Origin of the sequence: Cryobacterium sp. BB307 (assembly GCF_012274275.1) — a bacterium.
Lineage (GTDB): Bacteria > Actinomycetota > Actinomycetes > Actinomycetales > Microbacteriaceae > Terrimesophilobacter.
The window spans coordinates 469,521-493,580 of the sequence record NZ_JAANZA010000001.1 but is presented as its reverse complement, the minus strand read 5'-3'; the positions used below and the strand labels follow the sequence as shown (position 1 = coordinate 493,580).

Below are 24,060 nucleotides of genomic sequence, written 5' to 3'. Positions count from 1 at the left end.
CGGTAGATCAGAACAGGAGTACCACCATGGCAGCTGTCTGCCAGGTGACCGGCGCCACTCCCGGCTTCGGACACAGCATTTCGCACTCGCACCGTCGCACCAAGCGGCGCTTCGACCCGAACGTTCAGAAGAAGACGTACTTCGTGCCGTCGCTTCGTCGGAACGTGACGCTGACGCTCAGCGCCAAGGGAATCAAGGTGATCGACGCCCGTGGCATTGAGGCTGTCGTCAAGGACCTGCTCGCACGTGGGGAGAAGATCTAGTGGCAAAGCAACAGGACATCCGCCCGATCATCAAGCTGCGGTCGACCGCCGGTACCGGGTACACCTACGTGACCCGCAAGAACCGCCGCAACAACCCTGACCGACTCGTGCTGAAGAAGTACGACCCGATTGTGCGCAAGCACGTCGAATTCCGCGAGGAGCGCTAAGCATGGCCAAGAAGAGCAAGATCGCCAAGAACGAGCAGCGGAAGGTCATCGTCGAGCGTTACGCCGCGCGTCGTGCCGAGCTGAAGAAGGCACTCGTCGACCCGACCTCCACCGACGAGCAGCGCGAGGCCGCACGCCTCGGCCTGCAGAAGCTTCCGCGCGACGCTTCGCCGGTCCGTGTTCGCGGTCGCGACGCGATCGACGGCCGTCCCCGTGGGTTCCTGAGTGAATTCGGCATCTCCCGTGTGCGTTTCCGTGAAATGGCGCACCGCGGCGAATTGCCCGGAATCACGAAGTCAAGCTGGTAAGTTCAGTTTTCACCACATTCATTCGTCCGAGGAGGACAATCGATGGCTGACAAGTCACTAAACCGTACCGAGCTCGTCGCGGCCATTGCCGCGGACACCGGTCAGAGCCAGAGCGCGGTCAACGGTGTGCTCGACGCTCTGTTCACCACGCTCGCCAAGTCCGTCGGCAACGACGTCAAGGTGACCATCCCGGGCTGGATCTCGGTTGAGCGCACCCACCGTGCCGCTCGTGCGGGACGCAACCCTTCCACCGGCGAGGCGATCCAGATCGCTGCAGGGTACGGCGTGAAGGTCAGCGCTGGCAGCAAGCTGAAGGCTGCCGCCAAGTAACGTACACCACGTGTGAGGGCGCGAGACTTCTGGTCTCGCGCCCTTTCGTGTTTCTTGGGCGTTCGGTGCGTGCTCCGCTAAGTACGTAGGCTGGGGTGGTGCCGAGAACCATCCGATTGCTGGCGCCCGCAGCCCTGCTGCTGGCCGCGCTGGTGTCGCTGGTCGCCGCGCTGCAGTTCGGGGGCGGCGCGGAAGCGCCGCGGTTCGATCCCGGCGCGATCGTGCGCTACGGCGTGCCCATCTCCCGGCTCGCGCTCGACGTGACCGCGGCGACGACGATCGGTGCGCTCGTGCTCGCATGCTTCGCGCTTGGCAAGGAGGCCGCGTTCGACCGGGCGATGGATGTCGCATCCGCGACGGCAGCAGCCTGGACCATCGCAGCGGGTGCGGCCACCTTCTTCACCTACCTGAGCGTCTCCGGTCTGCAGCCGAGCCTTGACCCGACCTTCGGGCAGCAGTTCGGCAACTACCTCGTGAACTTCGAGATCGGCCGGTTATGGCTGACCACCACGGTCGTGCCCGCTGTCGTCACGGTGCTCTGCTTCGCGGTGCGCAACCGCACCGCGGTGGCCTTGGTCGCGGCACTCGGCGTTGTCGGCCTGGTTCCACTGGCGCTCATGGGCCACGCCGCCGGGGCAGCCAGCCACGACGCCGCCGTGAGCAGCCTCGGACTGCACCTGGTGTTCGTGAGCGTCTGGCTCGGTGGCCTGGTCACGCTGGTGCTCATCCGCGGCACGCTCGGCCCCGGGCGGCTGGTGACGGTGCTGTCGCGCTACTCGACCCTCGCCCTGGTCAGCTTCATCGTCGTGGCGACTTCCGGCACCGTCAACGCCGCCATCCGCATCGGCTCGGTCGAGAGCATCCTGTCGCCCTATGGCGTGCTCGTGATCGTGAAGGTGCTCGCGCTCGTGACGCTTGGCGGGTTCGGCGCCTTCCAGCGCCGCTTCGTGATCGGCCGGATGGTCAACGACAGATTGCCGGAGCGAGTCGGCTTCTGGTGGCTGGTCGTCGCCGAGGTGGTCGTTATGGGCGTCGCATCGGGTGTCGCAGCCGGACTCGCCGCCACCCCGACCCCGGTGGCGCAGGAACCGTTCGACTCGTCGCCGGCCGCCCTCCTCACCGGTGAGCCCCTGCCGCCGCCGCTCACCTTCGAGCGGTACTTCACCGAGTGGGACTTCGACATCCTCTGGGTGCTCATCACCGCGTTCCTGGCCTTCTTCTACCTGGCGGGCGTGTGGCGACTCCGCCGCCGCGGCGACCGCTGGCCGGTGTACCGCACGATCCTGTGGCTGGTCGGCCTCGCGCTGCTGTTCTACGTCACCAACGGCGGAATGAACGTCTACGAGCAGTTCCTATTCAGTTCGCACATGCTCGCGCACATGCTCATCGGCATGGCTGTGCCGCTCTTCCTCGCCCCCGCCGCGCCGGTCACGCTCGCCATGCGGGCGATCCAGAAGCGGTCGGATGGCAGTCGTGGCGCGCGCGAGTGGATCCTGCTCACCGTGCAGTCCCGGTGGGCCGGCTTCTTCTCCAACCCGATCGTCGCCGGCGCGTTCTTCGCGTCATCGCTGTGGATCTTCTACTACTCGCCGCTGTTCCGGTGGGCGGCAGAGGACCACATCGGCCACACCTTCATGATCGTCCACTTCCTGCTGACCGGTTACCTGCTGGTGCAGGCGCTCATCGGGGTGGATCCGCTGCCGTACCGCGCGCCCTACCCGATGCGGCTCATCGTGCTGCTGGCCACCATGGCGTTCCACGCCTTCTTCGGGTTGGGCCTGATGACCGGCACCGGGTTGCTGCTGGCCGACTGGTACGGCGCGATGGGTCGCGATTGGGGCCCCAGCGCGCTCGAGGATCAGCAGATCGGCGGTGGGATCGCCTGGAGCGTCGGCGAGATCCCCACCATCGCCCTGGCGATCGCGGTTGCCGTCATGTGGGCACGCAGCGACGAGAAGGAGGCGAAGCGCCTCGACCGCAGGGACGACCGGGACGGCGGCGCCGAGCTCAGCGCCTACAACGACATGCTGCAGAAGCTCGAGAAGCGCGGTTAGAGCACGTCGATCGAGACGCCGCCATCCTCGCGCAGCGTCACAGCCCAGCTGATCGTGAACGGCACGTCCTCTTCGACTCGCGACAGCGAGCCGTCGAACAGCGACCGCACCTCGACGCTCAGGTGCGCTACGCCCGCGGTCTCCGGCGCCACCCAGACGTCGGACGTGTCACCGGGCACGAGGCTGATCACCGGATGCTCGGCTATCGACCACTGTGGAGCGCTCTCGACACGGTCGTCGATGGGAAGCCCGAACGGGCATCCGCTGGGGAACAGCACCTGCTGTGCGGCGCAGTCCTGAAGAAACGAGTCGACCTCGTCCTGCAGTTGAGAGACGAACTCGGCACTGGCCTGCACGTCCACCTCGGCCGGGACGATGCTGTTCGGCGTCGTCACCCGCACCGGCACGTCAGTCGCGGTCAGGTACCTGGAGTCGTGGCTCAGCACGTACCGGCTGGGGGTCAGCACCTGCCAGGCGCTCGGCTGGTTGGCACCGGCTGAGGAGAGCCGGATGCCGTTGACGGTGAACTCGGCGGCGTGCAGCGGTGTCACCTCGAGCACGCTGATCGGGCTCCGGGCGAAGGACCAGCCGTAGAACAGCCCGAACCGGTTGCCGGAGGGCTCAACGAAGAACTCGGTCTCGCCTGCCACCCCGTCCAGCGTGTAGGCGACGGTCAGCACGCGGACATCGGGGAAGACCTCCTCGGCGACGATGTCGATGTCGGACAGCTCGCCGAGCGCATCCGGGGCGAGCAGGCTGTCGCTCGCGCCCTCCACCGCGGTGACGCCTTCGGTCGCGAGCGCCGCCGGCACGTCGCGTCGCTCGAGGGCCTCGAGGTAGTGGGTGACGAAACCCTGCGCGCTGAAGACCGTCTGGTTGAGGGTCACGACCGTGGCGATGAACCCGGCGATGATCAGGCCGAGGAGGATGAGCCATCCGGCGATGACCCGGCCCCGCTCGGGGGTGCCGGATGCGTTCGCCATGCACTCAATCCTACGGTCGGGCGCGAAACCCACAGACGGGCGGGGTCGGCGCGGGCGTGCCGGTGGCGCGCAGTAGATTGGGTAGTCGGAACCAGGCGGGAGTAGTTGATTGAGCCAGCCACAGCTCTCCGCCGAGCAAGCGGCGGTTTTCGAGATGATCGAGGGCACGCGCGACCATGTCTTCGTGACCGGGCGTGCGGGCACCGGTAAGTCGACGCTGCTGAACCACCTGTCTTGGCACACGTCAAAGCAGCTCGTGATCGCAGCCCCGACAGGGGTGGCGGCGCTGAACGTCGGCGGGCAGACCATCCACTCGCTGTTCCGGCTCCCCATCGGGGTCATCGCCGACCACGAGCTGGAGCAGAGCGCCGAGCTGCGCAAACTGCTGAACACCATCGACACCCTCGTCATCGACGAGGTGTCGATGGTCAACGCCGACCTGCTCGATGCGATCGACCGCAGCCTCCGGCAAGCCAGGGCGCGGAGGCATGAACCGTTCGGCGGCGTGCAGATTGTGCTGTTCGGCGACCCGTACCAGCTCGCTCCTGTGCCGGGTGACGGCGACGAGCGGGCCTACTTCGCCGACCAATACCGGTCGATGTGGTTCTTTGACGCCCGGGTCTGGGCCGAAGCCGAGCTGAAGATCGTCGAGCTCACCACGATCCACCGTCAGCATGAGGAGGAGTTCAAGTACCTCCTGAACGCGGTGCGGCACGGCATGGTCACGGCGGAGATAGCGGGGCGGCTGAACGCGGTGGGCGCGCGGCCGGCGCCGACGGATGACGCGATCACGCTGGCGACCCGCAACGACACGGTCAACCGGATCAACGCATCCGAACTCGGCCGACTGCCAGGGCGGGCACTGACCGCCAACGCGGAGATCAACGGCGACTTCGGTGGACGGTCCTTCCCGGCTGACGACCGGCTCGAACTCAAGGTCGGTGCGCGAGTGATGTTCCTGCGCAACGACAGCGACCAGCGCTGGGTCAACGGCACCGTCGGGACCGTGGAGAAGATCGCCGACACCGTCTGGGTCGACATCGACGGTGAGGTGCATGAGGTGCAGCCGGCGGTGTGGGAGAAGTACAAGTACTCCTACTCGCCGGCGACGAAGCAGCTGCGGCGGGACATCGTCGCCGAGTTCACCCAGTTCCCGTTGCGGCTCGCGTGGGCGGTGACGATCCACAAATCGCAGGGCAAGACCTACGAGCGCGCAATCGTCGACCTGGGCCAACGGTCGTTCGCGCCAGGGCAGACCTACGTCGCGCTCAGCCGCATCACCGACCTCGACGGGCTCTACCTGACCAGGCCGCTGCGGCCATCCGACATCATCGTCGACGAGAACGTGCGGCGGTTCATGTCGGGCGTGCAGCGCATCCCCGGCATCGAGGCGGCCGCGGCGACCTGAGTCAGGCGGCGGCCTTGGCTGCGGAGAGGTCGACGAACAGGTCGGCGTTGAACCGGTAGGCGAGCACCACTTCGTCAATCACGCGAGCGCATTCATCCGCGTCCCAGTCGACGGAGTCGAGCTGTTCGCGGTAGGTGTTCTTGAACTGCTTCGGGTCGGCGATCTGGTCGAACAGGTAGAAGCCCACGCCGTTGGTCTCGAACCCGAACTGGCGCTGCATGAGGCGGCGGATTACCTGACCGCCCGACAGGTCGCCCAGGTAGCGCGTGTAGTGGTGCGCGATGAATCCGCCCGGCCAACTGCTGCCGACCTCCGTGATGCGATCGACATAGCGTTGCGTGCTGGGCAACGGCCGGATGCGCGCCGCCCAATCGGGACCGATCAGGAACTCGAGGTCCGCTTCCAGCGCGGGCATCCGGGTCAGTTGCGGCGAGATGAACGGCGCGGCGACAGGATCGTCCGCCATCCGCTCAGCCGCCGATTCGAGCGCCGCGTAGATGAAGTAGTGCTGCTCGACGAGGGCAATGTAGTCGTCGCGGGTCCCCTTGCCGCGCATGAGGTCGGACATGAACGTCTCGCTCTCGGTGCTGCCGTGATCGGTCCAGGTGCGTTCGCGCAGCGCTTGCGAGAAGGGGATGACGCTCATCGAGTTCCTTAGGTTAGGTAACCCTAAGCTTACCCAGGCGTCCAACCTGAAGAAAGCCCTGAACCCGTTTCAAGGAGATTCGGGTTCAGTCGGGTCCGGATGCCTGGTGTCGACACCTTCGTGGCCGGATTTCCTTGGGATGGGTCAAATGCCGGCGAGGTGCGAGTCAGTGCGGCCGCGGTTCGATGCCGAGCTTTGCGCACGCGGCGTCGTACAGGGCTACGATCTCCCGCCGGATCTCCGGTCGCTCGCTGATCGTGACCGACCACGGCACGCTCAACTCGTGCTCGTCGTCGCCGATCGCGTACTCCCAGTGACCGCTGACGTCGTCCAGCCCTGTCATGGTCGCGGTGTCGGCATCCGGGCTCCCGAACGCCCGCGCGATCAGCAGGTTGTCATCCGAGTGGTCGCCGTTCATGTGAGCGAGCACAGCGCTGATGACGTCGGGGGAGAAGGTTGGCATGAAATCTACGGTACCTCGGAGCCAACTGGTGCACGATTGATGGATGAGGATCCCTGCGGACACCAAGGATTGGACCTGGGTGCTCGAGCGCCCGTGTCCCGAGTGCACGTTCGACGCGTCCACGACGAGCGAGCACGATGTCGCGAACCTGGTGCGGGGTGTCGCGGACCTCTGGCCGGGCGTGCTGGATCGCCCCGACGTGCGGGTGCGACCGGATGAGCACACTTGGTCGCCGCTCGAGTACGCAGCGCACGTGCGGGACGTGTTCCGGATCTTCCGGGTGCGACTGGACCTCATGCTGACCGAGGACAACCCGACGTTCCCCAGCTGGGACCAGGACGAGACCGCGGCCGCCGAACGGTACAACGAGCAGGACCCGGCCGTGGTCGCCGATGAGCTGCTGGTCGCCGGGCAGGAGCTGGCCGACGCGCTCGACGCGGTCCCGAATGCCGCCTGGTCTCGCCCCGGCACGCGCGGCGACGGAGCCCAGTTCAGCGTTGCGACGCTCGCGAAGTACCTGATTCACGACCCCGAGCATCACCTCTGGGACGTCACCAAGCCGCGTCAGGAAGCGGTCCCGCCGGTCTCATAGACATCCGGGATGCCGTTCCGGTCGTCGTCCGCGCTCTCCGCGCGCTCGATCCGCCGGTAGCGCCCATTGCGTGCGGTGAGGATGAGGGCCGCGAGCACGGCTGCGGCCACTGACGCCGTGAGCACGCCGACCTTCGCGAGGTCTCCGTAGTCGTCGTGGCCGAATGCCAGTTCTCCGATCAGCAATGACACGGTGAACCCGATCCCGGCGAGGGTCGCGATGCCGACCAGGTCGATCCAGCCGTACGACCGCTCGAGTTCTGCGGTCGTGAACCGCGTGACCAGCCACGTGCTTCCGGCGATCCCGATCGGCTTGCCGAGAACCAGCGCCGCCATGATGCCGAGGGTGACCGGATGCGCGAGCGCGGTGAAGAAGCCGTCGGCGCCACCGATGGCCACCCCCGCAGCGAAGAACGCGAACACCGGCAGCGCGAAGCCAGCGGAGAGGGGTCGCAGACGATGCTCGAAAACCTCCGCCAGGCCCGGCCCGGCCGCGCCGCCGGGTCGCAGCACCGGGATGGTGAACGCGAGCAGCACGCCGGCGACGGTCGCGTGCACTCCCGATGCGTGCACGAGCAGCCAGGCGATCACTCCGAGAGGCACGAGCATTCCCCACGCCGCGAGGCGGTGTCGAGCGAGGGTCGAAGAGAACCGCCGGGCGAGCAGCAGGTGCGCGCCGATCGGGATGAGCGCCAGCAGGAGGTACAGCGGCATGACGGCCTCGGTGTAGAAGACCGCGATGATGGTGATCGCGATGAGGTCGTCGACCACCGCGAGGGTGAGCAGGAAGATGCGCAACGCACTCGGCAGGTGCGACCCGATGATGGCGAGCACCGCGACGGCGAACGCGATGTCGGTCGCGGTGGGCACCGCCCACCCGCGGAACGCGAGCGCATCGCCCCAGGTGACGGCGACGAAGATGACGGCTGGCACGAGCACACCGCCGGCAGCCGCGACCACGGGCACGACCGCGGTGCGCGGGTGGCGCAGGTCACCGGCGACGAACTCGCGTTTCAGCTCGAGCCCGATCAGGAAGAAGAAAATCGCGAGCAGTCCATCGGAGGCCCACTGGCCGATGGTCAGGTCGAGGCTCCACTCGGCGGGTCCCACTCTGAAGTCGCGCACGGCGAAGTAGCCGTCTGCGAGCGGGGAGTTGGCCACGACAAGCGCGATGGCCGCGGCGACCACCAAGAGAATGCCGCCGACTGTCTCCTTGCGGAGCACCTCGGCGATGCGCCTGGCCTCTGGCCAGCTGCCGCGAGCGGGGAAGCGTTGCTGGGTCACAAGGTGCCTTCCGGGGTCGGCGGTCTCATTGCCGACCAGACTTCCCGGCGCACCTTCGGCAAGTGTAGTCGGCGCCTTCGCCGCGCGGCCCGTTGTCGCCCACCGCGCCACCGCGCGGTGAATTGTGCTCGCGCGGTTGTTGCAGCACCCGCGCGAGCAAGAAACACCCGCGCGAGCGCTTGTCGGGGGAGAGGACTGCCCAGCGGTCAGTCGGCGAGTTCGGGGGGCCAGACCACCGCGAAACGCTCGAACACGATCTCGTCGGCTTCCGACCAGGTCGCCCCGCGCGCAGCGCTCGTGCGCTGCCAGTACCGGCGGTGCTCCGCCCGCCAGCTCTCCAGCGAGCGGTCGTCTTCGCCCTCATCGAACGCGAACAACTCGTCGGCGCTGCCGAAGTCGCCGATACGCAGCTCGAGGGTCCGGAGAATCGCACGAGGCGCTCCGGCGCCATCACACGCGACCCAGTGGGACCCGATGCGAGGCGACTCCTCGCCTTCGGCGGCAAAGTCGGCGACAAGCGTTGACGTGGCGCGCTTCGGGCCGTGGGTGACCTGACGCAGCAGCAGGTCCGCGAGCTCTGCGGAGTCGCCGAACCGGTCGACCGTATAGTCCTCGCCGCGGATGGCATCCGGATGCGCGTGTGCGTAGAGCGCCCACATAGCGGCCGCTGCGGCCAGGTCCGGCTCAGCGGCCGGCGTGCGGGTATCGGTCATGAACCGATTCTCCCAGCCAGCAATTCAGGCAGCGCGCAGCGGTGCGCGCAGCGGCCACACCGCATCGTCCAGAATCACCTGGGCGCAGCGTCCGGTGGTCGAGTTCACCACGATCGGTGCCATCAGGTTGACCGTCGTGCCGTCATCGCCGGGATTCGCCACGACGAGCAGCAGCGCATCCTCTGCCCGCGTCAGCTCGAGCGCGGCCGCTTGAGTGTCCGAGAGGACCGGCGCATAGTCCGGAAGGTAGAGGGAGGCATCGATCACGAACATCCGGATGCCGCGCTCGGAGTCTGGCCGAAGCACGAACAGCCCAGGCGCCCCAGCGACATCCTCGAGGGTGAAGTCGACCAGGGCGTCGAACCCGGGCGGCGACTCGATGAAAGTCAGGGATGCGGTCATCGCAGGAAGTCCATCAGGGAGGGCTGCAAGGCGCGCGCTGTGACCGCGAGGGCGGACTGGTACGCCACTTCCTGCAGTTTCAGGTCGAGGATGATCCCCGCGAGGTCGACGTCCTCAACGCCCGACCTCTGCGCTTCGAGCGCGACCGACTGTTCCATGTTCGACTCCTCAGCGGACTGCATCTGGGCGTGACGTGTTCCTACCGCGGCCTGCTCGCCCAGCATCGCCGTAAGCCTGTCATCGATCTCCTGCAGGCGGGGGCCGACGTTGACACCGGAACGCAAGTCAGCCGCGATGGCGTCGACGAGCGCGAAGACGGAGCCAGCGCCGACACCGAAGACGGCCGCTCCATCGCCGTCCACCCGGACCGTGTTGTTGGCGTCGATGCGACGCTCGACGGTGCTCCCTGCCGCACCGGTGTAGCTGTAGTCGGGGTTGAACGCGACCGAGGCATCCGAGTTCCCCGCGAAGACGCTTCGGCCGAGGTACGTCGTGTTCGCCTGCTTGAGCAGCTCCGCGCGCATATTGTCGAGTTCGACGGCGATCGCCTCGAGCGCGGTCGGCGACATCGCGCCCTCGTTCGCGCCGCGCACGGTGAGGTCGCGCACGCGGTTCAGGATGCCCGTGGTCGCGCTGAGAGCGGAGTCGACCGTCGTCAGCCAGCCCGTGCCGTCAGCGATGTTGCGGCTGTACTGGCTGGTTGCCCGCTGTTCAGCACGCACCTGCAGCGCCTGAGCGGTGGCGGTCGGGTCATCTGATGGTCGCGTGATGGCCTTCCGGCTGGATGCCTGGTCCTGCAGCTTCGCGAGCGCGGACATGCTCGCCTGCAGGTTGTGCTGGGCGGTGCGCACCATGCTCTGGCTGGTTGTCCGGGAGATCATCCGTTACCTCCCGACGATGCCGGTGCGGTTGATCAGCGTGTCGAGCAGTTCATCGACAGCGGTGATGACGCGAGCAGCACCCTGATACGCGACCTGGAAGGTGAGGAGGTTGACGTTCTCCTCGTCCAGGTCGACCCCGGCCTGGGACTGTTGGGCGGTCCACGCGGCGTTGCTCGCCACGTCGGCCAGCGCCGACTGGGTGGCGGCGCTGCGGCTGGCCACGCCGATTCCGGTGACGATCGTCGACCACAGCGAGTCGGGTGAACCGGGCCCGACGCCCAATTGTCCGATCGCGTCGGCGATGCCGCCGCCAAGCGCACCCGATCCTGGCAATGCGGCGGCGATGCCGTTCACATCGGTGGGCACGACACGCATCCCGAGCGCCGCGGGCAGTGCGGCGTCGAACTCGAAGAAGTCGAGACCGGTGGCGCCGGAGACGGTCTCGCCGGTGCGGTGCACCTGATTGACGGCGTCAGCGAGTTGGGTCGCGAACACGTTGTACGAGGCTGCCGCCTCGGCGAGTGGTCCGCCGGTGCCTGATCCATCGGCGGGTGCAAGCATCGCGACCGCGCCGCCGATCCGGCCGGCGTCGAGGGAGACGGCTTCACCGGGCCGGTGTGCCCACTCCAGTCGCACCGGTGAGCTCGGGGCGTCCTCCATCCGGTAGCCGCCGGCAACCTGCACGGCGCGGAAGCGGTCGCCCGAGACGAGGGCGTTGCCGCCGATCAGGACCTCGACGGTGCCGTCGCCGGTCTCGCGCACGGTTCCGCCCGCGAGTTCGGCGATCGACGTGGTCAGCGCACTGCGCTGGTCGAGCAGTTCGTTGACGTTCGCACCGGTGGCGAGTCCTGCCCGGATGCGCGCGTTCAGGTCGGCGACACGCGCGCCCGCCTCGTTCAGGTCGGCGACCATGCCGTCGGCTTCCGTTCGAAGCCGGGCCCACTGGCCCTCGACGTTGCGGTAGGCGCGGGCGATGCCGGACGTCAGCACACCGGTGTGCTCGAGGAGAACCCCAGCTGAGGCAGGCTCTCCGGCCCGGTTGCCGAGGTCCTGCCACGCCGCCCAGAACTCGCCCAGTTGCGCGGAGAGGCCGTGCCGCCCCGGCTCCTGCAGGGCGGCCTCGAGCTTCGACATGGCAGTGTCGCGAACGCTCCAGTAACCGGATGCCGCGGACGTGCCACGCACTCGCGCGTCGAGGAAGATGTTGCCGATGCGGGTGATCCCGTCGACCGAGACGCCCTGCCCGGCCCGGCCGACCGTGGTCAGCAGCCCGGTTTCGGCGACCGGACCCACCGCTGAGGTGGAGATGCGCTGGCGCGTGTAGCCGTCGGTGTTGGCGTTGACGATGTTCTGCGCGACGACATCCAGTCCCGCGCGTGCCGCGGAGAGGCCGGAATATGCCGTCGACAGGCCACTGAACGTACTCACGGGGTGCTCCTCACAGACTCGTGTCGACCAGGTTCGCGCTGCCGGTGGACGCTGAGCTTGCCCCGTCGGCGGTGTAGATGCCTGCGTCGGGGTTGAGGTCGGCGATCGTCTCCTGGGTCGACCGCACCGCGGCCCGCAGGTGCCGCTCGTTGCCGTCCCTGACCTCCTTGATCTGCGCCGCGAGCTCCGTCATCGCACTCAGGTGGCCCTGGAAGATATCCGTCCAGGTTCCCTCCGGCGCTGCGGCGACCAGGTCGCGCAGGGTCGCATCCTCGCGCGCGCCCCACTCCTGAGCGAGAGCGGAGACCTCGATCGTGCGGGTCAGGCCGGCGGCGCGCAGCCGGTCGAGAACCTGCTCCACCTCGCGGGTCGCGTGTTGCAGCCACCGGGTCTTGCCTGCGGTGAGGAGCAGCTGCTCCTCCTCAAGCTTGAACAGCAGCATCTCGAGCAGTTCGCGTTCGCGCCACAGCAGCGCCGAAACGTCGTTTGCGCTCACGAATGCCTCCAGTCAGCCGGGTCGTGTCAGCGTATCGCCGGATGCCTTGCGGCTGGGGTCGACTCGCTTCCAATGGCAACTGTCGGCCGGACGCGTACAACGGTTAGCGATCGCTCGATCCCACTCGAAGGACCCTCCTGTCTCCCCCAAAAAGAGGGATACGTTCCCCCGAACTGGGGGAGAACGGTGCTTTGTTTTGCGCTCAAAAACAGTGAAAGTGTCACTGACAGGCGGAGTGAACAGACCAGTCCGCCCGACAGGAGTGACGAAGGTTGCACCACGACCGCGCCGCATCACTCCCGACGCACCCGGCACCCGAAACATGCCACCCCAGGTCCAACCGATCGACCGCTCGCAAATGATCAACTCAACAACCACGCGCTTACCCGCCTTCGAATCAGTTTCCGAATTCGTCTCAGACGGGGGTCTTGTCGTTGAATCGCACCGAGCGCAACAAGCTGGTGGTCGAGAACCTGCCATTGGTGGGCTATCTCGTCTCCGAATTGGTGGCGAAAGCCACTCATCTCTCCCGCGATGACCTCGCCTCCGCTGGCGCACTGGGGCTGATCTCCGCCGCCGACTCCTTCAACCCGGAGCTCGGTGTTCCGTTTGGCGCGTACGCTCGGCAGCGTGTGCTCGGCGCCTTCGCCGACGAGCTGCGGTCCAGCGATTGGGCCACACGTTCCGCCCGGAAGCGGATCAAAGAGACCCTCGCCGTTCAGGAGTCGCTCAATGCAGCGCTGGGCCGCTCTCCGAGCGTGGACGAGCTGGCTGCGGCCATGGGCGTCGATCGCAAGAGCGCCTCTGAGGCCGTTGCCGACGCATCGCGGACCGTCTCGCCGCTGGACGACCTGACCGCCGAGTTCCTGGAAGCCGAAACCGTGTTGCCGGAGGATTCGCTCCTGCACGACGAGCGAATCGCGTACCTTCATGCCGCAATCGAGGCGCTCCCTCCGAAGATGCGCCACATCGTCCGGGAGGTGTACTTCGAGGACCGCTCGGTCGGGGACGTTGCGGCGGAACTCGGGATCACTCACTCCGCGGTTTCGCAGCAGCGCACGGAGGCCATCCGGCTGCTCCGCGACGGACTGCGCACGCATTACGCCGATGGGCCAGGTGAGGTCGAGCTGGAGTCCCGCATCGCGGTGTCGAGCCGCAGCGCGTACCTCGGCCGGCTCGCCGACCGCGCGGCAGCGGGCATGAGCCGGATGGCGAAAAGTCCGCTGATCGCCGGCACCACCGCAGCGTCCTGATCCTAATCGAGTCGGGACGTTTGCCCACTTTGAGCGAGGCGATACCGCGAAAAACTCCCGACTCGATTCTCCTAACGGATGCCGCGGCGCAGCCGATAGCTTCTCGCGACAGCCCATGGACGGGCTGTGCAGCACAACACCCAGATCACGGAGGAAACCACAATGGGTATGCAGATCAACACCAACGTTGCGGCGCTCAACGCGTACCGCAACCTGTCCAACACGCAGAACGATCTCTCGAAGTCGCTGGAGAAGCTGTCCAGTGGTCTCCGCATCAACCGCGCAGCGGATGACGCAGCGGGCCTCGCGATCTCCGAGGGCCTCCGTTCGCAGATCGGCGGCCTCAACGTTGCTGCCCGCAACGCCCAGGACGGCATCTCGGTCATCCAGACCGCGGAAGGCGCCCTGACCGAGGTTCACTCGATCCTGCAGCGCGTGCGTGACCTCGCTGTTCAGGCCGGCAACGACTCGAACAACGCTGACTCTCGTGCGGCGATCGCCACTGAGGTCGAGGCGCTCGGAGCGGAACTCTCGAGAATCGGTGCTTCGACCAACTTCAACGGCATCAAGCTGCTCAACGGCAGCGCAAACCTCACCTTCCAGGTTGGTGCGGGTGGCGTTGCTGCGGAAGACCAGATCGGCGTCGACCTTGCGGGCGCGAACGTCGCGACTATTGGCACGGCTATCACTGGCCTGGCCACGGGTACCGGATTCGACGACGCGGTGAACGCACTCACAACCATCGCGGCCATCGACGGGCACATCAAGTCAGTGTCCACCGCTCGCGCCGAGCTCGGTGCGGTGCAGAACCGCTTCGAGTCGACCATCAACAGCCTCAACGTGTCGAAGGAGAACCTCTCGGCAGCCGAGTCGCGCATCCGCGACACGGACATGGCGCAGGAGATGGTCAACTACACCCGTTCGAACATCCTGTCGCAGGCGGGCACCGCGATGCTCGCTCAGGCAAACGCGTCGAACCAGGGCGTGCTGCAGCTCCTGGGCTAAGCACTGACCACGCCCGGGATGGCCGAAGGGGAACTGGACCTCTCGCTTCGGTCGTCCCGGGCGTTTCGAATCTCACACACGAGTAGGGACGGACGAGCATGGCACTTTCGATAGACGGCCTCGCCAGCGGGCTCGACACCACGTCGCTCATCAACTCCCTCATGCAGCTCGAGGCTGCCCCGCAGACCCTCCTGAAGCGCAAGGTCAGCGCTACCAACGGCATGATCGCCGCGCTCAAGGGCCTGAACACCAAGATCGCCGAACTCGGCACGCTCGCGAAAGACACGGCCAAGCCCGCCGCCCTCGACCTGCTGCGCACCACGTCGAGTTCCGACAAAGTGACCGCCACCGCCGGCCGTTCCGCAGCCGCGGGCGAGACGAGCATCGTCGTCGACCAGCTCAGCGCGCGGCAGATCTCGCTGTCAGAGCGGATCAGCGCCTGGCCGGACACCGCGCTGACCATCACCGTCGGCTCGGCCGACCCGGTGACGGTCACGGCGGCATCCGACTCGCTCGATGACATCGTCACCGCGGTCAACAAGGCCAGCGCAGGCGTCAGCGCAATGAAGGTGGCAGCCGGCACCGACGCGGTGACCGGCGATCCGCTGTTCCGCGTGCAGTTCACTGCAACCGACAGCGGAACGGCTGGCGCGTTCAGCATCGGCGGCACCGCCGCCACCGTGACCGACATCGTGAGTGCCCAGGATGCGCAGCTCCGGCTGTGGGCGGGCACCGCGGCCGAGCAGGTGATCACCTCCCCGAGCAACACCTTCACCCGGCTCCTGCCGGGCGTCGACGTGACCGTCGGAGAGGCATCCGCCGCACCGGTCACCATCACCGTGCAACGCGACGACACCGCGATCGGTGAGGCGGCGAAGAAGTTCGTCGACTCCATCGCCGGTGCGCTCGCCGAGATCGCCGCGAAGTCCGCAGTCACGTCCAGGACCGGCAGCAACGGCAAGCCCGTAGTCGGCAGCGGACCGTTCACGGGCGACAGCGGCATTCGCGCGGTGAACCAGTGGCTCGTGAGCACCGCCACGCTCCCAGTGGACGGCGTGTCGCCGTCGACGATCGGAATCAGCCTCACCAAGGACGGCGTACTCGAATTCGACGAGGAACGATTCGCCGCGGCGCTCGAGAAGGACCCGGCTCGCACCACGAACATCGTTCAGCAGCTCGCCGCACGGGTCGCCGGTGCCGCGGACCAGGCATCCGACCGCTTCGACGGCCTGCTCACCACCAAGATCACCGGGCAAGAATCCCTCGTAGGCCAATTGAGCAACCAGATCGACAACTGGGACACCAGGCTCGCGACCCGCCGAGCGACGCTCGAGCGCACCTATGCCGCCCTCGAGGTGCAGCTGAGCACCATGAACGCCCAATCGGCGTGGCTCGCCTCCCAGGTGAACAGCCTGCCGAAGATGCAGAGCGCGTCATGAGCGTGAACGTCGCAGGCGAGCAGCTGCGCTCACGCTACAACCGGGAGGCGATCCTCTCGGCCAGCCCGGCGCGACTGCTGACCATGCTCTACGACCGGCTGCTGCTCGACCTGCACCGCGCGGAAAGGGCGCAGCTGGCGGAGGACTGGTCCACAGCATCCGAGAACCTGCTGCACGCGCAGGCCATCGTCGCCGAGCTGACCTCGTCGCTCCGGCTCGACGTGTGGGACGGCGCGCAGGGGCTGCTCGGACTGTACAACTACGTCTCCAGCTCTCTCGTGCACGCCAACACCCATCGCGACGCCATCGCGACCCGGACCTGCGCAGAACTCCTCGAGCCGCTGCGCCTCACTTGGCATGAGGCGGCCGATCGACTCGCGGAAAGCACCGCCTCCGCACGCCCCACGGGAACGATCATCATTGCCTGAGAAGGATTTCGAGGCGTGGGAGCGCGCCCTCGCCGCTCTCGAGCTGGCTGCGAAGTCGGCGCCATACGGCGTCCCGACGAGCTGGAACCCGCCCGGCGACCTCGGCGCATTGCCTGACGACCTGCACGAGCGGGCCAGCCGGGTCCTCGAGGTGCAGGAGCGAGCCATCCGCAAGCTCAGCGACCTGCAGGTCGAGACCGCCGGCCACCTCGCCGCGATCCGGGCTGTGCCCGCGCTGCGACCGGATGCAGCATCCGTCTACCTGGATGTCACAGGGTGACTCTCCTAACGCCCGGCCAATAGCGGCCGATAGCAAGAGACGAGGACAGGGATCGTTCTCGTGATGGCCAGGGACCGGCCGACGTTGCACCTTACGAAACGGGATCTGCGTGTTCAATTCGGTCACCTCGCTCGCGCTGACCAGCGCCCTCGATGGCCTCGCGTTGCGGCAGCGCACGATCGCGAACAACATCGCCAACGTCAACACGCCCGGCTACCAGGCCAAGCGGGTGCTGTTCGAGGATGCCCTCGCCCAGTCCGTGAGCCGCGGTGACGGAAGCGCCGAGGCGACAGTGGCCCGCTCACTCGAACCGACCCGGCTCGACGGCAACAACGTCAACCTCGACACCGAGACGCTGTCCAACATCGACACGGTGCTCCGCTTCCAGTTCGCCGCGCGCGCGATCGATGGCGAAACAGCCAAGCTGCGCGCAGCGATGAGGACCAACTCATGACCTTCGACGCGATCGGCATCGCCGGCACCGGCCTCAACGTGCACCGGAAGTGGCTGGATGCCGTATCCGACAACCTCGCGAACATCAACACCGCGGCGAGCACAGACGGTGAGGCGTTCCGCGCCCGTTATGTCATCGCGGAGGAGGGCCGCGGCACTTCAGGCGTCTATGTCGCCGGAGCCGCGTTCGGGGACGGCGAGGGCCGTGTCGTCTACGAGCCTGACCACCCGCTCGCGGACGAAGCGGGATACGTGCGCTACCCCGACATCGACCTGGCGTCACAGATGAGCCAGCTCATCCTCGCCCAGCGCGGCTACCAGGCGAATGCCGCGGTCGTCGACCGGGCCAAGGAGTCCTACCAGGCCGCACTGCAGATCGGACGCGCATGATGATCCCCGCCGTCAGCTCCGTCACGGGCGTCACCCCGACCGGCTATGTCGACCCGTCGCGGTCCGCGGGTGCCGCAGGCGACGGCGCCTTCGCCGGATCGCTCTCGACCGCGATCGACGGCCTTGCCGGGCTGCAGGCCGACGCCGATCGGCTCGCGATCAAGGCGGTCACCGGCGACCTCGCCGACATCCACCAGGCCACCATCGCCGCGACCCGCGCGCAGGTCACCCTCGAGCTGATCGCCGCGGTGCGGAACAAGGGTGTCGACGCCTTCAACGAGATCATGAGGATGCAGGCCTGATGCCGACCCAAGTCTCCACCGCGCTCAAGCGGTTCGTTTCGGGCGTCCGTGAGTTCACCATCGCCCAGCGCACCCTCGCGATCATCGGGCTCGCGGTGCTTGTGCTCGGCGTGGCAACGCTGGGCATCTGGCTGAGCCGCCCCACCTACACGCCCCTGTTCTCAGGGTTGGCGCCCAAGGATGCGAGCGCGATCGTCGAGCAGCTGCGCGCCGAGAGCGTGCCATACGAGCTCACCGGCGGCGGGGGGAGCATCCTCGTGCCCGAGCAGTACGTCTACGACCAGCGCCTGAAGGCCGCCGCTGCCGGGCTCCCGTCATCCAGCAACGGCGGCTACTCGCTGCTCGATGACATGGGCGTCACGTCGTCGGACTTCCAGCAGTCGGTCACCTACAAGCGGGCGCTCGAAGGGGAGCTCGCCGCGACGATCGGCGCGATGAAGGACGTCAAGGTGGCATCGGTGCGCCTTGCCATCCCAGAAGACAGCGTCTTCGTGTCAGAACGTCAGGAACCGACCGCGTCGGTTTTCGTGGAGACCGAGCGCGGAGTCGACCTCAGCGCCGAGCAGGTTCAGGCGATCGTGCAGCTCACGTCGGCGTCGATCGATGGCATGAAGGCAGCCAACGTCGCGGTCGTCGACGCCGACGGAACGGTGCTCTCGGCCGTCGGAGTCGGTGCGACGGGCACCGCCGACCAACGCGGGTCCGATTATGAGGAACGCGTCCGCCAGGCGGTGCAGGCGATGCTCGACCGTGTCGCCGGTGTCGGCAACGCGACCGTCGTCGTCTCCGCCGACATGAGCTACGAGTCCGCTCAGCGTCTCGAGGAGCAGTTCACGGTCCCGGATGACGCACCGGCACTCAACGAGTCCACCCACACCGAGACGCATGACGGCGGCCGTGCCGCGACCGGCGTGCTCGGTCCCGACAACATCGCGGTTCCCGGCGGCGAGCAGGACGGCGTCTACACGTCGGAGTCGGTCACCCGGAACAACGCCGTTAACAAGGTCACTGAAACCCGCACCATCCCGGCTGGCGCGATCACCAGGCAGACCGTCTCGGTCGCGCTCAACGAAGCCGCGGCATCCGACCTGAACATCACCAACATCTCCGCACTGGTCGCCGCGGCGGCGGGCATCAACACCGACCGGGGCGACGAGGTCACCGTCGAGGTCGTGCCGTTCAACGCTGCTGGCGCTGCGGCGGCAGCCGAGGCGCTGGCCGCAGCGGAGGCGGAAGCGGCCGCGGAACGGCTCACCACCCTGATCACCAACGTCGCCATCGTGCTCGGACTCGCGGTGCTCATCGTCGTCGCCATCGTCCTGCTGTCGCGACGGTCGCAGCGAGAGCGTGACGCGGTCGAGATCGGCGAGCTGAAGGACATGCTCTACGGACCGGCCCAGACGGTGCCGCTGCTCGGAGCCACCCCACCGCCGGCCGAGCTGCCGGCAGCTCCGCCAGCCCCGGATGCCGGAAGTGACTCCGCGCGCGCCCGCGCAGAGATCGAAGCGCTTGCCGAGCGCGACCCGCAGCGCACCGCCGAGTTCCTGCGCAGTCTCATGGACGATCGGCAGCCCGCATGAGCGAAGTCACAACACCAACCGCTCTGAACGGCACGCAAAAGGTTGCCGTCGTGCTGATGAACCTCGACCCCCAGAGGGCGGCCGAGGTTCTGAAGCGCTTCAGCGAGGCCGAGGCGGAAGAGATCGTCGCCGAGATCGTGCGCCTGCGGCGCGTGGATCCCCAGGTCGCGCAAGCGGCGCTCGCTGAGTTCCACCAGTTGGCGATGCGCGGCACCACCGCAGCGCGCGGCGGCAAGGATGTCGCGACCGGCCTGCTCGAGGCCTCCTTCGGTGCCGAGCGGGCGGCTGGGCTCATGAGCCGTGTGACGTCGTCGATGGCGGGCAAGGCGTTCGAGTTCCTGGATGCCGCCGAACCGGCGCAAGTGCAGGGCATGCTCGAGGGCGAACTGCCGCAGACCATCGCGCTGGTCCTCGCCCACCTGCGTCCGGAGCTCGCCTCCCAGGTGATGTCCGGACTGGACGAGGTGCTGCGCACCGATGTCGCCGAGTGCATCGCGACCATGAACCCGGCGCCGCCGGAGGCTGTGCGCATCGTCACCGACACGCTCAAGCAGCGCGCCGGAGCCGTCGTCTCCTCGCGCGAAGCCAACCAGGTGGTCGGCGGCATCCAACCGCTGGTGGACATCATCAACCGGGCAGATGTCGCGACGGAGCGGGCGCTGCTCGAGGCACTAGAGGAACGCGACCCGGAACTCGCCGAAGAGGTGCGATCCCGGATGCTGACGTTCTCGGACATCGTGAAATTCGAGCGCCGCGACGTACAGCAGGTGCTGCGCGGCATCGACCCGACAGTGCTGGCGACCGCGATGAAGGGCACGAACGAGGCGGTCATCGAGGTCATCCGCAGCAACCTGTCCGAACGCAACCGGGAACTGCTCGACGGCGAGGCCGCGGCTCTCGGCCCTGTGCGCCTGTCCCAGGTCGAGGAGGCCCGCGCAGAGGTCGTGCGCGCGATCCGCGACATGGAGTCGCAGGGTGCGATCACGGTGCAACGCGTCGACGAGGACGAGTATGTCTACTGATGCCGAGTTCTCGCCCGCGGCCTTCCCCGCCGTGCGGGTCGGGGTGCCGTCCTCACGTGACGCGGGCGAACGCATCCGGGGGCACGCCGCAGGGTTCGCCGCTGGGCTGCGCGCCGCAGCTCGCGAGCAGGAGGAGTGGCTGGCCCGCAAGGAAGCGGAGTATGCGGCGAGGATCGCGCAACACGACGCCGAGCGCCGGGGGGCCCGCGCGGTTCTCGAGGCTGCGGCGCGCGCGGTGCGTGACTGCACCACCCCGGTGCTGGCAGACGCGCAGGACCTGATCGCGGCCGGTGCCATCGACCTGGCGGAGGCCGTCGTCGGACGCGAATTGCGCGACGACACCGCTTCTGCGCGCGCCGTAGTACACCGCGTGCTCGCGCACACCGACACCGCGGTCGTGGTGTCGGTGCGCCTGAACCCCTCCGATCTTGCGGCGCTTGATCCCGCCGAGACGGCCGGCCTCGAGTATCGCGCCGACCCGTCACTGCGGCGCGGCGATGCGATCGCAGAGCTTCCGGATGGCTTCCTGGACGCCGGGATCACCAGCGCCATCGAGCGCGCTCGCGGCGTGCTGCTCGGGGAGGGATCGTGACGCTGACAGACACCACCATTCGGGCTCAGTTCGCCGAGGCGGCTCTCGCTGCCCGGCCGCAGAAGGTCGGCACCGTCACCTCGGTGGTCGGCCTCGGGATCGAGGTGGTCGGGCTGGACTGCGCGATTGGCGAGTTGATCACCATCGGCGACGGCCCGTTCATCGACGCCGAGGTGATCGCGACCACGCGCGACGGCATCCGGTGCATGCCGCTCACCCGGATGAACGGTGTCAGCGCCGGCGCCCCGGCGCGCGCGAGCCTGCGGCCGCAGCTCGTGCCGACCGGTCGTGGTCTGCTCGGCCGGGTCATCGACGGCCTCGGCCGTCCGATCGACGACAAGGGACCCCTCGCGCACGGCGGGCTGGTGCCGATCGACAACGACACACCATCGGCGATGCGCCGTGCGCGCATCGACACCGAACTGCCGCTCGGGGTTCGCGTGCTCGACACGCTCACGACCGTCGGCCGCGGGCAGCGACTCGGCCTGTTCGCTGGGTCGGGGGTAGGCAAGTCTTCGCTGCTGTCGATGATCGCCAGAGGCACGGATGCGACGGTGTCGGTGATCGCGCTCGTCGGCGAGCGGGGTCGCGAGGTGCGCGAGTTCCTCGAGGACGACCTCGGCCCGGCCGGACTCGCGCGTTCCATCGTGGTGGTCTCGACGTCGGATGAGCCGGCGCTGATGCGGCAGCGGGCCGCGTTCGTCGCTACTCGCATCGCCGAATCGTTCAGGGACACCGGCGCTGACGTGCTGCTCATGATGGACTCGCTCACGCGCGTGGCGATGGCACAGCGCGAGATCGGGCTCTCCGTCGGTGAGCCCCCTGCGACTCGCGGCTACCCGCCGTCGACGTTCTCGTTGCTCGCCCGCCTGCTCGAGCGGGCCGGCACAGCGGAGACCGGATCCGTCACCGGGATCTACACCGTGCTGGTCGACGGCGACGATCACAACGAGCCGATCGCGGATGCCGCGCGCTCGATCCTCGATGGCCACGTCGTGCTCGACCGCAAGCTCGCGGTGACCGGGCATTTCCCCGCTGTCGACTCGCTCGCATCCGTCTCCCGGGTCGCGGGCAAGCTCGTCAGCCCAGAGGATGCGCTCACCGCGACGGCACTGCGCACTGTGCTCGCCGCGCGCAAGTCGGCGCAGGACCTCATCGACGTCGGCGCCTACAAGCAGGGCAGCAACCGGTGGGTCGATGCCGCGATCGCTCACGAGGATGCGATCAACGACTTCCTTCGGCAGGGAGTCGACGAAGCCGCCGGGACTGGGGAGTCGTGGGGTCGGTTGCGTGCCCTCGTCGGGCAGTTAGGGGTGATGTGATGGCCAGGTTCCCGCTGTCCGGTCTGCTGCGCCTGCGGCAGCTGGAGAAGGATGTCGCTGCCGGTGACCTTGCGCTCGCCAACGCCAGGCTCGCCGCCACCGCGGATCGCGCCGCTGGCGAGCGCACCGTGCTTTCCGGCATTGCTCCGGATGCGGTGAGCACCGCTTCCCTGGTTGCGATCGCCGCGGCGCGTTCCGCGACACAAGCGGCGCTCGCCGACCTGGCCGACCTCGCGGCGGTGCACCGCGCGGAAGCGGACGAGGCAGGCGTCAGACTGAACCGGTCGCGTGCCGACGCGCTCGGACTCGAGAAGCTCGAGGCCCGGCACCGCAGCGCTCTCGACGACGAGGAACTACGCGCCGAGCAGCACCTGCTTGACGAGTTCGCGAGCGCCGGCAGGGGGGCCGCGCGATGACGATCCTGAACCTACCCGTGGCGACGCCGGTCGCGTCGACTCGACCGACTGCAGCAGCGCCGGCAGGCGATGAGAAGTCGATCGACGCCTTCGCCGCGATCATGAGCTCGGCCATCGCAGTGCTCGCCGAAGTGACCACCGCGGCGCCGGGAGGCGACGCCGAACTGCCGTCAGAGCCTGAGGAGACCCCGGAATCCGCTGCGTCGACGCAGCCCGCGACGAACCCGGTCGGATTGCCTCAGTCGACCCAGGTTGCATTGGTTCCGGAAGCCTCGAGCGGGGACCGGCCCACACCGATCCCGGCAACCGGGGCCGAGGCGTGGACCGAGTTGGATGCGACGGCACCCGATTCCACCCCGTTGGGCACGCAGCCGCGGGCCGACGAGCCAGCCGCACCGACCGCAGCGCCGCCGGTTCTGCGCAGGGCCGCGGTGAACGACGATGGCACCCCGTCCGCGCCGCCGCTCACCACCGCCGACGAGCCGGCAGGCGAACCGACGGCGACTCGCGTCGCAGCGCCAACACCGGCATCCGTCGCTCCAGTACACGGCGAAGCCGCCCCGACGCCGATCTCAGCCTCTGGGACCACGAACGCATCGGGACAGAGCGCTCCCGCACAGCCCGCTGCGGCACCGCCGGCCGAGACCGTCGAGCCGCCGCCGGCGGCCCCCATCACCCCCGTCACCCAGCCGGTCTCACCACCGACGGTCGCCGTCGCATCCGCCGTCCCCGCCCAGCGGCCGGTGCCGTTCGCCGGCCAGGTGCTCACCCCGATCGTCACCCTGGCCCGCGCACCGCACGGTGACCACGTCGTCACGGTCACGGTCACGCCGGAGAACCTCGGTCCTGTCACGGTGCGAGCCCACGTCGGACCCGACGGCGTTCGGGTGGAACTGTTCGCGCCACTCGATGTGGGAAGGGACGCGTTGCGGGCCATCCTTCCGGACCTTCGTCGGGATCTCGCCGCCACCGGGCTGCAGGCGCAGCTCGACGTGTCTGCGCAGTCGGAACCGGATGCCCGTGACCGGCAGCGGGAGGAACCCGGAGGCAACCTTCCCGGCCGGCTCGCCGAGAAGCCCGCCACAGCTGACACCCCGCTGCGATCCGAGCCGCACCCGGCCCAGCTGACCTCGATCCTCGACGTCATCGCCTGAGAAGAAG

General features: G+C 68.0%; 30 protein-coding genes. 21 read left to right on the top strand and 9 right to left on the bottom strand.

The window, feature by feature from the left end; genetic code table 11:
- Nucleotides 1–26 precede the first annotated feature (26 nt).
- The 5 genes from rpmB (at nucleotide 27) to HGK58_RS02405 (ending at nucleotide 3,122) form a co-directional block, all read left to right on the top strand.
- Nucleotides 27–263, top strand: coding sequence for a 50S ribosomal protein L28 (gene rpmB / locus HGK58_RS02425; protein WP_168625945.1), 237 nt, complete (start codon nucleotides 27–29; stop codon nucleotides 261–263).
- The gene (rpmG, locus tag HGK58_RS02420) at nucleotides 263–430 is read left to right on the top strand and encodes a 50S ribosomal protein L33 (protein WP_168625944.1); all 168 of its coding nucleotides are present in this window, start codon (nucleotides 263–265) and stop codon (nucleotides 428–430) included. The genes rpmB and rpmG overlap by 1 nt, the downstream gene beginning before the upstream one ends.
- A gap of 2 nt (nucleotides 431–432) precedes the next feature.
- Nucleotides 433–738 (top strand): 30S ribosomal protein S14, encoded by a 306-nt coding sequence (rpsN, locus tag HGK58_RS02415; RefSeq protein ID WP_168625943.1) that lies wholly within the window; start codon nucleotides 433–435, stop codon nucleotides 736–738.
- Nucleotides 739–780: 42 nt separating this feature from the next.
- Nucleotides 781–1,068, top strand: coding sequence for an HU family DNA-binding protein (locus HGK58_RS02410; protein ID WP_168625942.1), 288 nt, complete (start codon nucleotides 781–783; stop codon nucleotides 1,066–1,068).
- Nucleotides 1,069–1,166: 98 nt separating this feature from the next.
- Nucleotides 1,167–3,122: a cytochrome c oxidase assembly protein gene (locus HGK58_RS02405; protein WP_349236106.1), complete on the top strand. Its 1,956-nt coding sequence runs from the start codon at nucleotides 1,167–1,169 to the stop codon at nucleotides 3,120–3,122.
- Here HGK58_RS02405 and HGK58_RS02400 read toward each other — a convergent pair.
- Complete coding sequence (locus tag HGK58_RS02400) at nucleotides 3,119–4,105, bottom strand: hypothetical protein (RefSeq protein WP_168625941.1); 987 nt, start codon at nucleotides 4,103–4,105, stop codon at nucleotides 3,119–3,121. The genes HGK58_RS02405 and HGK58_RS02400 overlap by 4 nt on opposite strands.
- Before the next feature lie 109 nt (nucleotides 4,106–4,214).
- Between HGK58_RS02400 and HGK58_RS02395 the strand changes: the two genes are divergently transcribed.
- Nucleotides 4,215–5,513 (top strand): AAA family ATPase, encoded by a 1,299-nt coding sequence (locus HGK58_RS02395; RefSeq protein WP_168625940.1) that lies wholly within the window; start codon nucleotides 4,215–4,217, stop codon nucleotides 5,511–5,513.
- 1 nt (nucleotide 5,514) lies between these two features.
- Here HGK58_RS02395 and HGK58_RS02390 read toward each other — a convergent pair whose 3' ends face one another.
- Both HGK58_RS02390 and HGK58_RS02385 read right to left on the bottom strand, forming a co-directional pair.
- Nucleotides 5,515–6,159, bottom strand: a complete 645-nt coding sequence (locus HGK58_RS02390) for a biliverdin-producing heme oxygenase (RefSeq protein WP_168625939.1) — start codon at nucleotides 6,157–6,159, stop codon at nucleotides 5,515–5,517.
- A gap of 166 nt (nucleotides 6,160–6,325) precedes the next feature.
- Nucleotides 6,326–6,622, bottom strand: a complete 297-nt coding sequence (locus tag HGK58_RS02385) for a DUF2470 domain-containing protein (protein ID WP_168625938.1) — start codon at nucleotides 6,620–6,622, stop codon at nucleotides 6,326–6,328.
- 43 nt (nucleotides 6,623–6,665) lie between these two features.
- Between HGK58_RS02385 and HGK58_RS02380 the strand changes: the two genes are divergently transcribed.
- The gene (locus tag HGK58_RS02380; protein ID WP_168625937.1) at nucleotides 6,666–7,214 is read left to right on the top strand and encodes a DinB family protein; all 549 of its coding nucleotides are present in this window, start codon (nucleotides 6,666–6,668) and stop codon (nucleotides 7,212–7,214) included.
- Here the strand turns inward: HGK58_RS02380 and nhaA are convergent.
- The 6 genes from nhaA to HGK58_RS02350 all read right to left on the bottom strand — a co-directional run bounded on the left by nhaA (nucleotide 7,187) and on the right by HGK58_RS02350 (nucleotide 12,417).
- Complete coding sequence (gene nhaA / locus HGK58_RS02375; protein WP_349236105.1) at nucleotides 7,187–8,497, bottom strand: Na+/H+ antiporter NhaA; 1,311 nt, start codon at nucleotides 8,495–8,497, stop codon at nucleotides 7,187–7,189. The two genes, HGK58_RS02380 and nhaA, sit on opposite strands and share 28 nt — an antisense overlap.
- A 206-nt stretch (nucleotides 8,498–8,703) precedes the next feature.
- The gene (locus HGK58_RS02370) at nucleotides 8,704–9,210 is read right to left on the bottom strand and encodes an ASCH domain-containing protein (RefSeq protein ID WP_168625936.1); all 507 of its coding nucleotides are present in this window, start codon (nucleotides 9,208–9,210) and stop codon (nucleotides 8,704–8,706) included.
- Between the two features lie 24 nt (nucleotides 9,211–9,234).
- Complete coding sequence (locus HGK58_RS02365) at nucleotides 9,235–9,612, bottom strand: flagellar assembly protein FliW (RefSeq protein WP_168625935.1); 378 nt, start codon at nucleotides 9,610–9,612, stop codon at nucleotides 9,235–9,237.
- The gene (flgL, locus tag HGK58_RS02360) at nucleotides 9,609–10,493 is read right to left on the bottom strand and encodes a flagellar hook-associated protein FlgL (RefSeq protein WP_168625934.1); all 885 of its coding nucleotides are present in this window, start codon (nucleotides 10,491–10,493) and stop codon (nucleotides 9,609–9,611) included. The genes HGK58_RS02365 and flgL overlap by 4 nt, the downstream gene beginning before the upstream one ends.
- A 3-nt stretch (nucleotides 10,494–10,496) precedes the next feature.
- A complete protein-coding gene (gene flgK / locus HGK58_RS02355) occupies nucleotides 10,497–11,921 on the bottom strand; it encodes a flagellar hook-associated protein FlgK (RefSeq protein ID WP_168625933.1) in 1,425 nt (474 codons plus the stop codon).
- A gap of 10 nt (nucleotides 11,922–11,931) precedes the next feature.
- Entirely contained in the window at nucleotides 11,932–12,417 is a 486-nt protein-coding gene (locus HGK58_RS02350) for a flagellar protein FlgN (RefSeq protein ID WP_168625932.1), read from the bottom strand.
- A 434-nt stretch (nucleotides 12,418–12,851) separates the two neighbouring features.
- Between HGK58_RS02350 and HGK58_RS02345 the strand changes: the two genes are divergently transcribed.
- From HGK58_RS02345 to HGK58_RS02280, 14 genes are all read left to right on the top strand, one after another.
- Nucleotides 12,852–13,670, top strand: coding sequence for a sigma-70 family RNA polymerase sigma factor (locus HGK58_RS02345; protein WP_168626851.1), 819 nt, complete (start codon nucleotides 12,852–12,854; stop codon nucleotides 13,668–13,670).
- Between the two features lie 162 nt (nucleotides 13,671–13,832).
- Nucleotides 13,833–14,675 (top strand): flagellin, encoded by an 843-nt coding sequence (locus tag HGK58_RS02340; RefSeq protein ID WP_193509286.1) that lies wholly within the window; start codon nucleotides 13,833–13,835, stop codon nucleotides 14,673–14,675.
- 98 nt (nucleotides 14,676–14,773) lie between these two features.
- On the top strand, nucleotides 14,774–16,114 hold the full coding sequence (fliD, locus tag HGK58_RS02335) for a flagellar filament capping protein FliD (protein ID WP_168625931.1): 1,341 nt from the start codon (nucleotides 14,774–14,776) through the stop codon (nucleotides 16,112–16,114).
- Complete coding sequence (locus tag HGK58_RS02330; protein ID WP_168625930.1) at nucleotides 16,111–16,542, top strand: flagellar export chaperone FliS; 432 nt, start codon at nucleotides 16,111–16,113, stop codon at nucleotides 16,540–16,542. Before fliD ends, HGK58_RS02330 begins: the two co-directional genes overlap by 4 nt.
- Nucleotides 16,535–16,822 (top strand): hypothetical protein, encoded by a 288-nt coding sequence (locus HGK58_RS02325; protein ID WP_168625929.1) that lies wholly within the window; start codon nucleotides 16,535–16,537, stop codon nucleotides 16,820–16,822. The genes HGK58_RS02330 and HGK58_RS02325 overlap by 8 nt, the downstream gene beginning before the upstream one ends.
- A 109-nt stretch (nucleotides 16,823–16,931) precedes the next feature.
- The gene (locus tag HGK58_RS02320; protein ID WP_168625928.1) at nucleotides 16,932–17,276 is read left to right on the top strand and encodes a flagellar basal body protein; all 345 of its coding nucleotides are present in this window, start codon (nucleotides 16,932–16,934) and stop codon (nucleotides 17,274–17,276) included.
- Nucleotides 17,273–17,665: a flagellar basal body rod C-terminal domain-containing protein gene (locus tag HGK58_RS02315; RefSeq protein WP_168625927.1), complete on the top strand. Its 393-nt coding sequence runs from the start codon at nucleotides 17,273–17,275 to the stop codon at nucleotides 17,663–17,665. The genes HGK58_RS02320 and HGK58_RS02315 overlap by 4 nt, the downstream gene beginning before the upstream one ends.
- Nucleotides 17,662–17,967: a flagellar hook-basal body complex protein FliE gene (gene fliE, locus HGK58_RS02310; RefSeq protein WP_168625926.1), complete on the top strand. Its 306-nt coding sequence runs from the start codon at nucleotides 17,662–17,664 to the stop codon at nucleotides 17,965–17,967. The genes HGK58_RS02315 and fliE overlap by 4 nt, the downstream gene beginning before the upstream one ends.
- Nucleotides 17,967–19,547 carry a flagellar basal-body MS-ring/collar protein FliF gene (fliF, locus tag HGK58_RS02305; RefSeq protein WP_168625924.1) on the top strand — a complete coding sequence of 527 codons (1,581 nt, stop codon included), beginning with the start codon at nucleotides 17,967–17,969 and terminating at the stop codon, nucleotides 19,545–19,547. Before fliE ends, fliF begins: the two co-directional genes overlap by 1 nt.
- The gene (gene fliG / locus HGK58_RS02300; protein WP_168625922.1) at nucleotides 19,544–20,569 is read left to right on the top strand and encodes a flagellar motor switch protein FliG; all 1,026 of its coding nucleotides are present in this window, start codon (nucleotides 19,544–19,546) and stop codon (nucleotides 20,567–20,569) included. The genes fliF and fliG overlap by 4 nt, the downstream gene beginning before the upstream one ends.
- A complete protein-coding gene (locus HGK58_RS02295) occupies nucleotides 20,559–21,161 on the top strand; it encodes a FliH/SctL family protein (RefSeq protein WP_168625921.1) in 603 nt (200 codons plus the stop codon). The genes fliG and HGK58_RS02295 overlap by 11 nt, the downstream gene beginning before the upstream one ends.
- Before the next feature lie 2 nt (nucleotides 21,162–21,163).
- The gene (locus HGK58_RS02290; RefSeq protein WP_168626849.1) at nucleotides 21,164–22,483 is read left to right on the top strand and encodes a FliI/YscN family ATPase; all 1,320 of its coding nucleotides are present in this window, start codon (nucleotides 21,164–21,166) and stop codon (nucleotides 22,481–22,483) included.
- Nucleotides 22,483–22,899 carry a flagellar FliJ family protein gene (locus HGK58_RS02285; protein ID WP_168625920.1) on the top strand — a complete coding sequence of 139 codons (417 nt, stop codon included), beginning with the start codon at nucleotides 22,483–22,485 and terminating at the stop codon, nucleotides 22,897–22,899. Before HGK58_RS02290 ends, HGK58_RS02285 begins: the two co-directional genes overlap by 1 nt.
- On the top strand, nucleotides 22,896–24,053 hold the full coding sequence (locus tag HGK58_RS02280; protein WP_168625919.1) for a flagellar hook-length control protein FliK: 1,158 nt from the start codon (nucleotides 22,896–22,898) through the stop codon (nucleotides 24,051–24,053). Before HGK58_RS02285 ends, HGK58_RS02280 begins: the two co-directional genes overlap by 4 nt.
- Nucleotides 24,054–24,060: the final 7 nt, after the last annotated feature.